General features: G+C 46.4%; 9 protein-coding genes. All 9 read right to left on the reverse strand.

The features are described 5' to 3' along the window. Positions 1-9 precede the first annotated feature (9 nt). Positions 10-882 (reverse strand): carbohydrate ABC transporter permease, encoded by an 873-nt coding sequence (locus FHS17_RS20775; protein WP_167280354.1) that lies wholly within the window; start codon positions 880-882, stop codon positions 10-12. Positions 883-898: 16 nt separating this feature from the next. Further along, a complete protein-coding gene (locus FHS17_RS20780) occupies positions 899-1,903 on the reverse strand; it encodes a substrate-binding domain-containing protein (protein WP_167280355.1) in 1,005 nt (334 codons plus the stop codon). Between the two features lie 689 nt (positions 1,904-2,592). Then, the gene (gene thiC, locus FHS17_RS20785) at positions 2,593-4,377 is read right to left on the reverse strand and encodes a phosphomethylpyrimidine synthase ThiC (protein ID WP_167280356.1); all 1,785 of its coding nucleotides are present in this window, start codon (positions 4,375-4,377) and stop codon (positions 2,593-2,595) included. A 418-nt stretch (positions 4,378-4,795) separates the two neighbouring features. Then, positions 4,796-7,849 (reverse strand): beta-galactosidase, LacZ type, encoded by a 3,054-nt coding sequence (gene lacZ, locus FHS17_RS20790; protein WP_167280357.1) that lies wholly within the window; start codon positions 7,847-7,849, stop codon positions 4,796-4,798. Positions 7,850-8,093: 244 nt separating this feature from the next. Then, a complete protein-coding gene (locus FHS17_RS20795) occupies positions 8,094-8,912 on the reverse strand; it encodes a carbohydrate ABC transporter permease (protein WP_167280358.1) in 819 nt (272 codons plus the stop codon). Continuing rightward, entirely contained in the window at positions 8,905-9,780 is an 876-nt protein-coding gene (locus FHS17_RS20800; RefSeq protein ID WP_167280569.1) for a carbohydrate ABC transporter permease, read from the reverse strand. The genes FHS17_RS20795 and FHS17_RS20800 overlap by 8 nt, the downstream gene beginning before the upstream one ends. 150 nt (positions 9,781-9,930) lie before the next feature. Next, a complete protein-coding gene (locus FHS17_RS20805) occupies positions 9,931-11,238 on the reverse strand; it encodes an extracellular solute-binding protein (RefSeq protein WP_167280359.1) in 1,308 nt (435 codons plus the stop codon). A gap of 159 nt (positions 11,239-11,397) precedes the next feature. Then, positions 11,398-13,179 (reverse strand): histidine kinase, encoded by a 1,782-nt coding sequence (locus FHS17_RS20810; RefSeq protein ID WP_167280360.1) that lies wholly within the window; start codon positions 13,177-13,179, stop codon positions 11,398-11,400. Positions 13,180-13,192: 13 nt separating this feature from the next. Then, positions 13,193-14,761, reverse strand: coding sequence for a response regulator transcription factor (locus FHS17_RS20815; protein ID WP_167280361.1), 1,569 nt, complete (start codon positions 14,759-14,761; stop codon positions 13,193-13,195). Positions 14,762-15,098 lie beyond the last annotated feature (337 nt).

The raw sequence follows: 15,098 nt of genomic DNA on the forward strand, positions 1-15,098 counted from the left end.
TGCGCCTCCTTAATCCTTCAGCTTTGAGGCTTTGGCGGTTATTGCCGTAAAAAACATGACGACAATGAAAATGCCGTAAGCGACCGCTGCGCCGTAACTGTAATCGAAGTTTTTAAATGCCGTTTCGTACAAGTACATGACCATCGTCCGCGAAGTGTTGCCCGGACCGTCTCCGAGCATGAGCGGTGCGTCGAACAGCTGCAACCCGCCAATGACGGAGGTAATGAATACGAACAAGAAGACCGGCCGGAGCAGCGGTAGTGTGATATGCAGCGCCGTTTGCTTTTTCGATGCGCCGTCCATCTCCGCCGCTTCGTAAACCTCGCTTGGAATGGACTGCAAGCCGGCGATAAATACGATCATATTGAATCCAAAGTACTGCCAGCAGATGACCGCGGAAGCAATGACGCGCGACCACCAAGGGCTATTGAACCAGTTGACCGGATCGTCGATGACGCCAAGATTCATCAGCAGCTTGTTGATGCTGCCCGTCTGCCAATCGAACATGAGACTGAAGATAACACCAAGCGTAACCGGCGTGATAATGTGCGGGAAGAAATATACGGCACGGAAGAAATGCTTGCCTCGAATGAATTTCTCGTTCAGGATCAGTGCCAGCAGCAACGCCAGGACGAGCTGAGGCGCATTCGATAACACCCAAATAATGAGCGTGTTCCAAATGGTTTGATAGAAGAAACTGTCATGCAGCAGCCGCGTGTAGTTTGCAACGCCGACATAGACGGGATCGTTGAAACCGTCCCATTTCATGAAGCTTAAGTACAAGGTATACAGAATCGGAGCCAAACCGAATACGGCAAACCCGATGAAGAAAGGCGCGATGAAATAGTAGCCGTAATGTGTTTTGTTGACTTTCGAGCCCATTCTCCCTCACCTCTTTCTATAATTTTCCGCAGGAATCGCGAATGATGAGTCTTGGCTTTAGTAAGTAATGATTGTCAGGATCGGTATTTTCATCTTCTTCAATTTTTTGGAACAAGCCATGGGCCGCCTTCATGCCAATATCCTGGAATGGCTGTCTAACGGTGGTGAGCGACGGATAGACCCACTCCGAAATCGAAATGTCGTCAAAGCCAACGATCGACATCTGCCTTGGCACGTTCATGCCATGTTCTTGCGTGGCGCGCAGTGCTCCGATTGCCGTCTCGTCGTTAGAAGCAACGACGGCGGTAAAGCCCTTCGCCTGCAGAAGCTTCTGCATCGCCTGATACCCGCCTTGATTGCTCCAGTCGGATTGAACAACCCATTCGGGATGGTACTCCATGCCGAGCGTTTCCATCGCCTTCAGATAACCTTTGAAGCGGTATTTGTTCGCGGCCGCATGATCGGGACCTGAAATGTAAGCGATATCGCGATGGCCGAGACTGTGCAAATATTCGACGATTTCGTATACCCCCGCTGCGTTGTCCACATCGACGGAGAAAATATCATTCATTTCCCCGTGATCGCCAATAAGAGCAATCGGATAGTTGGAATCCCTGATGAGGATCAAATCTTCTTCGGTCCTCTTTTGGAAGCTGACGAGAATGACGCCATCCACCTGGCCTTCGTAAAGCATGTTAAGAAACGAAATCTCATCCTCATAATTGGACGTCCAGCTCAGAAAGATACAATTGTAGCCTTTCATATTCGCAACCGTTTCAATTCCTCGAATGATGCCGGAATAGAATATATTTGAAATGTTGTCAACGACGACTGCGATTATATTCGTCCTGTCCAGGACCAGCCTGCGCGCATTGGCGTTTCGGTGAAAATTCAGTTCCTTGATTGCTTTCTCCAGTGCTTCCTGGGTTGCTTTTTTAACCTGTTGTCCATTTAAATAGCGGGATACGGTACTTTTGGACGTTCCGGCCAATCTTGCCACATCATGAATCGTTGGCGCCACTTGCAATCACTCATTTCTGTTATCGTTTCCCAAGTTTTTCACATTCTTGCCAATACTTTTTTTGGGAACGTTCCCATTTTATCAAAAAGTGATACTTCAAAGATACTTTAATATTGGGAACGTTCCCAAAAATGAAGCAACGATATCAATGGATATGGACTTATCGGATGCCATACGGAAAAGCTAACGTTAACCGATATTTCCTTGTTCCATTGCTTGCATGTTTTCATTTTGGGAACGTTCCCAAAATGAGTTAAAACAAATTGCATTCCCAGCTTTGACCGAATCCTCCATTCCCCTCGAGCCTCTAAAGTAATAACAGCTCATAGAAATGGGAACGTGCCAAAACTCAACATAAACTAGTGATGAGACAATAGTAGCGCTTACATTCCATGCTGTCAACCCTAAATTAAAATCCTCTAGCTTGTTTGTAATCGGGTAGGAGGCTAATCATTATTTGATTAGCCGACCTCCCACACCATCGTACGTACCGTTTTGGTATACGGCGGTTCCTAAGTTTACACTGTAATTTGCCGATAATAATCAGAAGAGAATAGGAACCGAGTCCTACAGAACAAAATCCATCCATTTAGGTCAGGATTTGGGTACTACACCTGTATGAAAGCTGACATCTAGAGGATCAGAACGCTAGCATATAAAAAAGCCGCAGTTATGCGGCTTTTCAACTATTATTGGTAGATCGAGCTGCCGGTATTTCTAAATTCCTGGGACTTCTCCTCCAGTCCTTTCTCCAACACTTCAGCTTCATTCAGTCCTTGCTGCATGGCGTACGCTCGAATGTCCTGCGTAATACGCATCGAACAGAATTTCGGTCCACACATCGAGCAGAAATGAGCGGTCTTGGCCCCTTCGGCCGGGAGTGTCTCATCGTGGTACTCCATCGCCCGCTCAGGATCAAGCGACAAATTGAACTGATCACGCCAGCGAAACTCGAAGCGTGCTTTGGAAAGAGCGTTATCTCGCTGCTGAGCACCAGGATGGCCTTTAGCCAGATCCGCGGCATGGGCGGCTATCTTGTATGCAATAACGCCTTCACGCACATCGTTTTTGTTCGGCAGTCCAAGATGCTCCTTAGGCGTAACATAGCACAGCATCGCCGTGCCAAACCATCCGATCATCGCTGCACCAATCGCCGAGGTAATGTGGTCATAGCCAGGTGCTATATCCGTAGTCAGGGGGCCAAGTGTATAAAATGGTGCTTCCTGGCACACCTCAAGCTGACGATCCATATTTTCTTTGATAAGATGCATCGGCACATGCCCTGGACCTTCGATCATGACTTGTACATCATGCTTCCACGCAACCTGTGTCAGTTCACCAAGCGTCTTGAGCTCCGCGAACTGCGCTTCGTCATTCGCATCGGCAATCGAACCAGGCCGCAGACCGTCACCAAGCGAGAAGGCAACGTCATAGGCTTTCATAATCTCGCAAATATCATCAAAGTGTGTATATAAGAAGTTTTCCTGATGGTGGGCGAGGCACCAAGCCGCCATAATGGAGCCGCCGCGCGAGACGATTCCAGTGACGCGTTTTGCCGTGAGTGGGATATAACGCAGCAGTACGCCTGCATGAATCGTAAAGTAATCCACTCCCTGTTCAGCTTGCTCAATCAGCGTATCACGGTAAACTTCCCAGGTCAGCTCTTCGGCTTTACCGCCGACCTTTTCCAGTGCTTGGTATAATGGCACTGTCCCTATCGGTACAGGGGAGTTCCGGATGATCCATTCACGTGTTGTATGAATGTTCTTGCCCGTTGATAGGTCCATTACCGTGTCGGCTCCCCAACGTGTTGCCCAACTCATCTTCTCCACTTCCTCCTCAATTGACGAGGCGACGGCGGAATTACCGATATTGGCATTGATCTTCACTAAGAAATTGCGCCCGATAATCATTGGCTCGCTTTCCGGGTGGTTAATGTTTGATGGTATAATTGCTCTCCCCCGGGCCACTTCACTTCGCACAAACTCTGGTTCGACACTTTCGCGGATTGCGATGTATTCCATCTCAGGGGTTATGATTCCGCGGCGGGCGTAGTGCAACTGCGTAACGTTAGAACCTTGCTTGGCTCGAAGAGGACAGCAACCTGAACTCGGGAATATTTCTGTTAAGTTTGATAGATCTGTGTGCTTGAACCCATTATCCTCTGGCTTAATCGCTCTGCCTTGATAATCCTCCACGTCGCCGCGTTCTAGAATCCACTGGCGGCGGATCTGCGGCAGCCCTCGATGAATATCTGCTTTATAATCTTTATCCGTGTACAGGCCACTGCTGTCGTATACTCTTACAGGCTCATTAGGCTGATCTCCTGCAGGGCTTGACGTCGTACTAAGCGCGATCTCGCGCATCGGGACATGCACATCAGAGCGGGAGCCTTGCACATACACCTTCTTGCTGCCCGGAAAGGCATGGATGTTCGGGACAATTTCGGTTCGATTCGTTTCATTAGTGGACATTACGATTCCTCCTCAGCATGATTGTAATTATGCGGAGTTGATCCAACTAAAAATAAAAAAGACCGCTCCGAATGGACGCGGTCTTTGGCCTGTTTTAGATCGGCTTCCCTCCGCTGAACTCCATCTACACCTTACGGCAAGACGGATTGCACCAGGGGAAAGAAAAACAAGGACATATAAGAAAATTGTAATAAACAATTTTATTATATCCCTATTTATCGACATATTCATTCTCTACGCTGGCATTACCCAGATCAGATACGGTCAGTGACAAACGGTCACAATCTCAGCCTGACTTCATCAAGCCCCCGGTGCTTATTCAATTAGCTAGATTGTAAAGGGAATCTTATCCAATGTCAATTATTGGCCAGAAAAAAAGGAGTTGTCCCAAATGGGACAACCCCTTTCTCTACATATCTTATTTCGACGAGCGATCGATCGGCGAAATCGTAAACGTAAAGCTCAGATTCTGATCCGCTGGGATCTGGTATTCCGGATGAACCGGAGCTCCCCAGCTGTCGTCGCCGCCAACGCCCATTTGACGTCCAGCTACTGTTACTACGGTGTAGTGAACTGGCGGCAGCTCATAGTGATGAGCCGCATTCTCCAGCTCAAACGCTGTGTATGGCGAGACATTACATTCCACCGGTGCCGAAGCTGATGCGGTCAATTGCAGACCTAAGCCACGGCTGTCCGTGATACGAACACGGCGTACTCCCGTACGGTTACCTGTCTCCTGTGGTACAAGATAAGGAGTTGGCAGATCCTTCACCGCACGGCTGAATGTACCAAGACGTGCACCAAATGCACGGTCGATGTAGTTCTCTTCCGGCCCCATCGCATACCATTCTGTCTGATCATAATCAGCGGACAGCTTGAACATCAGCCCAACAACAGGAACATTCGGAAGACCTGCCGCACCTTTGTAATCCGTCTTCACTTGAATGCTTCCATCCGCAAACACGGTATACGTCGTACGAACACGTAATTCAGCATTGATGCTGAAGCCGTATTCGAACGCAACAGTTGCGCGGTCGCCTGACTCTGCCACATTCAGTTCTACTTTAAGGCATTTGCGTGCCAGACTTGCCGCGAACCACACGCCTGCATCATAGCCCTGCGCATAGCCTTTATCGTTATCGGTCATTGCACGCCAGAACTGTGGTACTGGAGGTGCTGCGATGAACTCACGTTTGCCGTATCGAATGGATGCCAGCGAGCCGACACCTTTCGAGAACTGGATTGTAAAGCCATCACCCATAACCCCGATATTAACGTCGCCTTCGACTACGCTAATTGAGCCAGCTGGCACTTCAGCCTTCTCTGCTGCAACTTCAAACAAATACTCGCCAAAGGCCACTTCATGACCGGCCTCCGCCCACAATTCATCTTGCTTCAGAACAAGCGCTGTATGGATGGCATATTCACCTGGCAGCTTCATTGCCTCTTCAGGAAGCGACAATGGTACAACGGTTTCGCTTCCTGCTTCAACCGCTACTACACCAGTCGAGCTATAAACTTCAACACCATTCAGATATAAACGTACGGACAATGCCCATTCATTTGTATTCACGAACAGATTCTCATTGACTACTTTTAAGCCATCCCGCGAAGGAGCAAGCTTCACATTCTGATACAGGAACTTCACTTCCTGCATCTTAGGCGTTTCACGACGGTCAGCGAACACAATGCCGTTGCCGCAGAAGCTGTAATCGGTAGGACGATCATTAAAATCGCCGCCGTAAGCGAAGAACTCATTACCGTAGCGGTCTTTGGTCATAATGGACTGATCCATGTAATCCCAAATGAAGCCGCCTTGATACATGGGGTACTTTTGCTCAAGCTCAGTATATTTGTGCATACCGCCAACCGAGTTGCCCATCGCATGCATATACTCGCAGCTGATGTATGGCTTGGACGGGTTGCTTTCCAAGTACGCAATAATATCGGCCGGTTTCGCGTACATCCGGCTTTCCATATCACTTGTCGCTTCATAATTGCGATCGTAGAACACACCTTCATAATGAACAAGGCGGCTTGGGTCTTTCGCATGGAAGTATTTCGTTGCATTCTGAATAACTTCACCTGCATACGATTCATTACCACAAGACCAGATCAGAATCGAAGGATGGTTTTTATCCCGCTCCAGCATAGACTCTGCACGATCCAGTACGGAACCTTGCCATTCCGGCAGGTTGCCTGGCACATTCCAGGACGGCTCAACTGCGCCCATCTTCTGCCACGAGCCATGCGATTCCAGGTTCATCTCATCGATCAGGTAAATGCCGTATTCATCACACAGCTCATACCAGAGCGTCTGGTTTGGATAGTGTGAAGTACGGACAGCATTCAAATTATTCGCTTTGATCGTCTTAATGTCCCACAGCATATCTTCAGCTGTAATCGTACGGCCACTGCGAACGTTGAATTCATGGCGGTTAACACCCTTGAACACAATACGTTTGCCGTTCAGATGCATAATTTTGTTGATCATTTCGAAACGGCGGAAGCCCGCCTTTTGTACGATTGCTTCCACAAGCTCGCCTTGAGCGTTCAATACCGACAAGTAAATACTGTACAAATAGGGTGACTCCGCACTCCACAGCTTCACTTCGCCTGCAGCAACAGCAAGAGACAATTTGCCGTTCACAAACGCACCTTCACCTGCAGCAACAACTGTACCATCAGCATCTTTAAGCTCCAGCTTCGCCGAAGCCGCAGCATCAGCTTGCAGTAAATCCAGATCAACCTTTAGATTACCGTTCGAATAGCTGTCATCCAGCTCAGTATGAACAAACAAATCTCTCACATGGATTTCAGGCACGGTGTACAAGTACACATCACGGAAAATCCCCGAGAAACGCCAGAAATCCTGATCCTCGAGCCAAGCGCCCGAGCTGCGCTGAAATACTTCAACAGCCAGCTTGTTGTCGCCGTCCTTGATAAATGGTGTCAGATCAAACTCCGAAGGCGTAAAGCTGTCTTCCGCATAGCCGACAAATTCGCCGTTCAGCCATACATAGAAGGCAGATTCTACACCTTGGAATGAAATATACACTGGCCCTGTCATCGATTCTGGCTTGCGGAAATGCTTCACATAGCTCCCAACTGGGTTACTCGACACAGGAATTGCTGGAGGTCTAACGCCGTCCAGACCGTCCCAAGGGTACATTGTATTTACATATTGCAATTGGCCATAGCCTTGCATCTGAATATGACCCGGCACTTGGATATCATCCCAGCCTTTGCAATCATAATCCGGCGTATAGAAGTTTTCGATCCGGCTAGCCACATTAACCGCGTAGCTGAACTTCCAGTTACCGTTCAAATCATGGCGCATCGCCATTGGCGCTTTGCGCTTCGCTTCCTCCATCGTGTGATAATATCGATGATCGGAGTGCGCGTCCAAACGATTTACCCGGTAAACCGTCGGATCGCTCAGCCAATTGATGTCTGCCCTTGTTGCCTTCATCCTGTTTATTTCCTCCCCTAAAATGAATTATCACCACAAATAGCCTTGTAATAGGCTACAGTGATGATTCATTGCTTCGTAAGCAATTAACTTAATGAATTATCACCACAAATAGCCTTGTAATAGGCTACTGTGATGATTCATTGCTTCGTAAGCATTAGCTTAATGAATTATCATCACAATAGCCGTGCCAAGGCCATCGTGATGATACATTACTGCGTAAGCATGAAATTAATATACGACTTTACTTGACCGATCCTGTCATTCCTGCAACAAAATGCTTCTGCATCAGGAAGAAGACAATAGCCGTCGGAAGCGTCGCGATCAAAATAACAAGCATGTTAACACCGTAGTCCGGTGCATAACTGGAGCCCAAGTTCGAAATAAGGAGTGGAATCGTCCGTTTCTCAGGCGATTGCAACACGACAAGCGGCCACAAGTAGTTATTCCAGCTGGACATAAACGTAATAATGGCTGCTGCCGCATACGATGTTTTCATCGTTGGCACGTAAATACGGAAGAACACACCAATCTCGTTTAATCCATCTATTCGACCTGCTTCGAGCATTTCCTTCGGAAACATCTTCGTACTTTGTCGGAAAAAGAAAATTAAGAACGCAGTTGTGACAGATGGCAGCACGACAGCCATCATCGTATTGATCCCAATAGCGGGAATACTTTGCGTAATGGTGCCAAACATCCGGTACAATGGCACCATCAGAGCGGCAAATGGAATCATCATCGACAGCAGCAAAATGTTAAAGACAATGTCTTTCGCTTTGCTGCGGAAAATTTCAAAGCCGTAACCTGCAAGCGATGCGATCAGCAAAGCAAGAATGGTTGTCGAGATCGAAATTTTCGCAGAGTTCAACATGGCTGGTCCAAGATCGACCTGGTCCATAATTTTTTGCCAGTTATCCCACAAGTGAGAGCCCGGCATTAACGAGCCTTTCGTAACGTCAACCGATTTGTTGGTTGCGCTGATGATCATCCAAATGAATGGGAAGATCGACACAATGGCTGCAATGCACAGGAAAACATAGGTGAATATCCGTTTAGCCATTTTTATCACCTGCCAGTTTGAACTGAAGAATCGAGAAGATAACGATAAGAATTACGACTCCATAAGATACTGTCGCCGCATAACCGAAGTCAGGCGTGTATTTGAACGACAGATTATAAATATATTGGGACAGCGTTGTAGTCGAGTTACCAGGCCCGCCCTTCGTAATGTTCATAACCTCATCGAACAGCTGCAGCGTACCGATTGTAGAAGTGATCGATGTAAACAAAATAATTGGCTTAAGTAGCGGAATTGTAATCTGGCTGAACTGACGGAATGCAGAAGCGCCGTCAATTCGTGCTGCTTCATAAATGGAGTTATCAATATTTTGCAGGGCAGACAGATAGAAAATCATATTATATCCGGTCCAACGCCATGTGATGGCGATAATAATCGTAATTTTAGCCCAGAACGGGTCGGTAATCCATTGAATTGGTGCATCAACAAGATGCATTTTGGTAAGCACTGCATTAATCAAGCCGTCAGTACCGAACAAATATTTGAAAATAACCGAGTAAGCAACAAGTGATGTTACAGCCGGCAGGAAGATCGCCGTACGGAAAAATCCTTTAAATTTCAGTTTGCTGTCATTTAGCAATACCGAGATAAACATGGCAAGCACAATCATGATCGGCACTTGAATAATTAAGAAAATAAATGTATTTTTTAGTGCAGCAATAAATGTCTGATCTTTAAACAGTCTTGCATAGTTGTCTCCGCCAACATAATGCAAGTTCGTGCCTGTCCCGGATTGGAACGACAGCATTAGTGCCTTAATCATTGGGTAGAAATAAAAGGCGCAGATCATAATGACAGCTATCGCAATAAACGACCAGCCGATCGCGCTGGATTTCGCATTAATATTCATGTTATTTGTTTTTACTTTACTCACAGCGTCAGCCAGCTCCTTCCTATCCTGAGCGATCTTATATAACGACCTTGGAGCACTACCCCACAGGGCAAGCCACTACAACTTAGCGGCTTGAACGCGGAGACGTGCTCCAAGGTCATTTTTTCTCTATTTTACTTGTGCATCAGCTTGAGATTGAGCGTCTTTCAATACATCGTCAATCGATTTGCCGTTCAGGTAATCCTGCATTTTAACAACCAGAATGTCTTCGATTGCGTAAGTGTTCATACCGTAGTTCACGCTAGGAATTTCATTGGTCCATTTCGCAAAGTCTTGTACGATTTTTTGGCCGCCGAAGAATTCGTTAGTAGCCGTATACGCTTCACCAGATGTAGCTGGTTTGTACGTACCGATAGCACCTACGTCTGTAACCAGTTTTTGATATAGATCAGAATCGGAAGCCAAAGTTGATTTCAGGAACTCAGCTGCTGCTTCTTTACCTGGAACGTTCAGAACGTACCACGAGCTGCCGCCAAGGTTTGTTGCATGTACGGAATTAGGTGTTTTTGCAAGCTTAGGAATTGGAGCAATTGCCCATTTGCCGGATTGCGAAGCCTCAGCTGTGATGGAAGGCGTGAACCAGTTACCTGTTGGAACCGATGCCACATCGCCTGTATTGAAGTAGGATACATATTGACTCCAGTCAGAATTCGGCTTAACGATGTTAGCATCCATCATGTTTTTGTATACTTCGAATGCTTCTTTCATAGCTGCGTTGTTTGCAATGTTAGGCGTTTTGCCGTCTTCATTCATGTACCACGAGCCAGCGGATTGAATCATCATACGGATAATACCAAGGTCGTTAGGATCAAGGGAGATCCAATCTTTACCTGTAGCTTCTTTTACCTTCTTGCCAATCTCGATGTATTGATCCCAAGTGATGTCTTGAAGATCATCCATTGTGTAACCAGCTTTCTCCAGATAGTCCGTTCTTACATACAGACCTGTAACACCGGAGTCGAACGGAACGCCGTAGTATTTGCCGTCAACGCTTGTAGGTCCAAGCTTGTAATCAGCAAAGTCAGTTGATTTAATTACGCTGCTCAGATCATAGAACATATCTGGGTAAGCTTGCAGGAAGCTTTGTGCACGGTAGTCTTCGATAAGTACGATGTTCGGCAGACCTTTAGTCGTACCGGAGCTCATGCCTGTATTCAGCTTTTGAACGATATCGTTCTGAGCGTTTTCTACAACATCAACCGTTAAGTCAGGGTTAGTAGTCGCATAAGCGTCTTTCGCAAGGTTCATTGCTTTAATGTTAAAGTTAGGATCCCATGCCCAAACGGTAATTTTGCTTGCTTTGTCTCCACCGCTGTTTGCAGTGTCGTTCGTATTGTTGTCCGAGTTGGAACCACAAGCCGACAAAGATGCTGCGGTTACTGCGCCAAGAGCAAGAACTGTGATAAGTTTTTTCACTTCAAGACCTCCGTATCTGTATGTTTGTTGTAAGCGTTTTCTGTCTTACGAGTTTAATGATAGCACTACCCCTATTCCCCTCGTTAGAACGATCTTTACAACGAATTGTCATATTATTATGAGTTGCCCAGAAGTGGTCTATTCGTACTAGGACAATCTTTAGAAATTAGGACCATTATTAGGTTTTAATAATGGAATCCTGATTTTTACACGAGTACCTTCCCGAATTTCACTTGTAATCGTTACGCCGTATTCTTCCCCAAATAACAATTTAATACGATCGTTTACATTGCGGACACCAATTCCGCTGAACAACTGACGCTTGCTTACCTGCTTCGGAATTCCACCATTAATATTCATACCATCACCATTATCGACAACCTCACAGACAAGCGACGAGCCCTCTTGAGCAACCATAATGTAAATATAACCTTCTGATTTCTCATTAAAGGCATGGAAGAACGCGTTCTCGATAAAAGGCTGAATCATCAGCTTCGGAATTCGATAGTCCAGGCAATCCGGCGCAATGAAATAGCTCACCCTGATCCGCTCTCCATAACGAACTTGATTAATGAATACGTAGTTCTTCATATTATCCAGCTCCTGCTGGACGGTAATCATTTCGCTCACATTGCCGATGGCATTCTGAAGCAGAGAGATGAGGGCGTTAATCGTTTCCGCAGCCTTCTCTTTATTCCCTTGCTGCACCATGAATTTGACTGAAGCAAGCGTATTATATATAAAATGGGGATTGATCTGCTGCTGGAGGGCTTCCAGCTCAGCATTTCGCTGCTGCTTCTGCGTCTCGACGAGCCTGCCTACATAATCATTCAGCTCATCCATCATCGCGTTGAAAGCAAGGCCAAGCTGCCTCGTCTCATAACTGCCATCCACCTTTACATGGCGGTCAAATTCGTATTTCGAGATCGTTGAAATCTGCTTCACAAGTCTTGTGAGCGATTTGGTCATTCTTCTGGAGATGAGGAAGACAATAATGACCGCAACAATAACAATTGCCATTACAACAAGGGCAATCTGTTTCGTGTCGGTCAATTGGCCAAGCACTTCTTTTTTATCAATCACATTCACCATGTACAAATCTAATCCAACAATCTGTTCCGACAAGAGAAGATGATCCTTGCCCATAATATTGGCGTTCTTGTAATCCAGATTGTTCTCCTCAATCGCCTCCGCGTCATGGAGAAGTTCCGGCGAACACTGGCCCAGCCAATCATTTCGATTAGAAGACACAATTGTTCCCCGCTTATCGAGAATAGCGACGTCATTCCCCAGACTCGTATTGCTGTCATAGAATCGAGCAAAATAAGGTTCACGCACAGCAAAATACATCATCCCATAAACAACTCCGCTTCGGTCCACGAGTGCCTTGGAGGCTATTATGGTAGGATCAATGCCGGGAATACCTGATGTCTCCGCATCATCGTAGGAATACATCAGCTTACGCGGCTCAGCTAGAGCACGCTTCGTAATAGGATGGTTACCCAGCGCATCGTCAGGAACCGGCCAATAAGAACGGTCCGTCGAATATCTCCGGCCATTCACCCCGGTTACCGTAATCCCAATATCGTAGGCATCGACACTCGAGCGGATCCGATTCATTTGCTGCCCCATTTGAAAATAACTAGACGCCATCGAGTTGGAATCGCCGCTCCCCTCGGTAAGAAACTGTTTGATTACACCGCTTTGCGCGATTTTGTTCGAGGTAAGGACGATGGAATAATTAAACGAATCCATGCCGCTTCTAATTTGTGTCGTTATCTTCGAATTCGTAATACTGAACGTCTCCATAAAGACGCGCCCGGAAATATTAATCGTCATCCACGTCGTAGTAATGGAAACCGCCACAATGCTGACGACCATAATAATGAACATTTTGACGAATAGTCCGTTATATTTGAACCGATCTAGTACATTCCTCACAGCTCTCACTCACTCATCTCATGTTTTGTTGCCGGTAGCGGCTTGGCGATAAGCCGGTATGCTTCTTAAACACTTTGCAGAAATAACTATGATCCGAATAACCTACCATCCCGCTAATCTCCGAAATCAAGGCTTCTCCTCCGCGCAGCAGTTCAGACGCCTTCTCTAATCTCACCCGATGCAAATAATCAACAAAGCCTTCATTATGGTGAGTAGAGAAGTAGCTCGACAAGTAGGAAGGGTTAAAATGAAAATGTTTTGCCATCTCTGTTAAATTAAGCGATTCCGCGTAATGTTCATGAATATAATCGAGCAGACGCTTCATATTGGCATTGCCGGATTGTTCAGTCTTCTCGGCGATACACAGCTTAGCCTCTTCGATAAATTCATTAAGCAGCTCCGCTGCAGCACCTGCATTGCGGGACTCTTCGATCGCTTTGAAATAGTAGTATTTCTTCGTCTCGAGCTGTTGTGTGCTGTAGTTCATATTGCCCAGCAGCACGGTGATATTAAAGATGACATTACTTAAGAACGACTTATATTCGAATACATCCGTCGTGTAGTTGGTTTTAAACACGTCCAGATGATCACGCAAATAGTCAAAGGCGGTGTCAAAGCGTTCCCGCTTGAACGATTCCGTGAAATTATTCAAGTTAAAGGGCTCAACTGCTTGTGTGGATTCAGGAAACTCATTAAACAATAGCAGATGCTTGTCCGGAAAATAAAAAGCGTAGTCCATCATTTTCAGCAGATTAGTCTTGTACGCTTGCTCTAGTCCAGTAATAGCTGAGAAAGGCTCGCTGACTACGACTGCCGTATCCAGCTTCAATTGATCAATCGAGCTTGCCATCGTTCTCGCCCAGTAGGGCAGCAGGCTCAGCATCGTATAGTCCAAATTGAGGAGCAGCAGAATCATCGGCGCTTCTGCCTTCAGAACATGGTACACCAGCTGTTCGGCATATTGAGCCTGCTTGTCCAGTTCTTCCTGCATCGTGAGCCGGATCGCATTCACCTGCTCCTTCGTCATCGTCCTTCCTCGAAGGTCGATGCCAAGCAGGCAGAAGGCACTATGAGGAAACTCGTCAGTAAGCTCATCTACAGCCTGCTGATCATCAATCTCGTAGCCAGATAACAACTTATCTAAAATGGAGTCGATGGATGGCCCCTGATCAACGACCTGCACATCTCCTTGTAAGGATGGAATCTTCTCAGCTGCCGACTTTAATACACTCAGCAAATGACCGGTGTCGAGCTTGGGTTTTAATATATAGTCTCGTACGCCGCTTTGAAAGGTAGAACGTACGTAATCGAAATCTCCAAAGCTGCTAAGGACAATAACCTCAATGTCCGGGTATTGCAGCTTAATTTGCCGGGTCAGCTCTTCGCCGTCCATGATTGGCATAACAAGATCCGTCAGCACAATATGCGGCTGCAGCTCTGCGATGAGCTCAAGCGCTTCTTTACCATTCGAAGCTTCGCCTACGATTTGGAAGCCTTCCTGCTCCCAATTCATGTAGTGCTTGATGCCTTGCCGGATTAAGGCTTCATCATCAACGATCAGCAGCTTGCAGTAATTTGACATGATGTTCCCCTCCTGAAAGCATTGTCACGCTTTTTGTGACAATGCTTACTTCGTAAGCATAAACCTGGCATTGTCACGCTTTTTGTGACAATGCTTACTTCGTAAGCATAAACCTGGAATTGCCACATGCTAAAAGAATTTCCACATGCTTTATGTGGTAATTCTTACTTCGTAAGCAGATGCTTTATGTGGTAATTCTTACTTCGTAAGCATAGCACTTACATATTTAAAGTACATTATAACCGATAAAGCGAGCTGATTTCTCTCCATTATAAAGAGGATGTCCATGTTAGATTTTGGCGGATTATTTGGAAGTTTGCTAGAATCGGGCAACTTT

The sequence above is a fragment of the Paenibacillus lupini genome (genome assembly GCF_011761355.1).
Lineage (GTDB): Bacteria > Bacillota > Bacilli > Paenibacillales > Paenibacillaceae > Pristimantibacillus > Pristimantibacillus lupini.

Coding starts and splice junctions, on each gene's coding strand:
- FHS17_RS20775 (WP_167280354.1), bottom strand. CDS start 882: ATGGGCTCGAAAGTCAACAAAACACATTACGGCTACTATTTCATCGCG.
- thiC (WP_167280356.1), bottom strand. CDS start 4,377: ATGTCCACTAATGAAACGAATCGAACCGAAATTGTCCCGAACATCCAT.
- lacZ (WP_167280357.1), bottom strand. CDS start 7,849: ATGAAGGCAACAAGGGCAGACATCAATTGGCTGAGCGATCCGACGGTT.
- FHS17_RS20795 (WP_167280358.1), bottom strand. CDS start 8,912: ATGGCTAAACGGATATTCACCTATGTTTTCCTGTGCATTGCAGCCATT.
- FHS17_RS20800 (WP_167280569.1), bottom strand. CDS start 9,780: ATGAATATTAATGCGAAATCCAGCGCGATCGGCTGGTCGTTTATTGCG.
- FHS17_RS20815 (WP_167280361.1), bottom strand. CDS start 14,761: ATGTCAAATTACTGCAAGCTGCTGATCGTTGATGATGAAGCCTTAATC.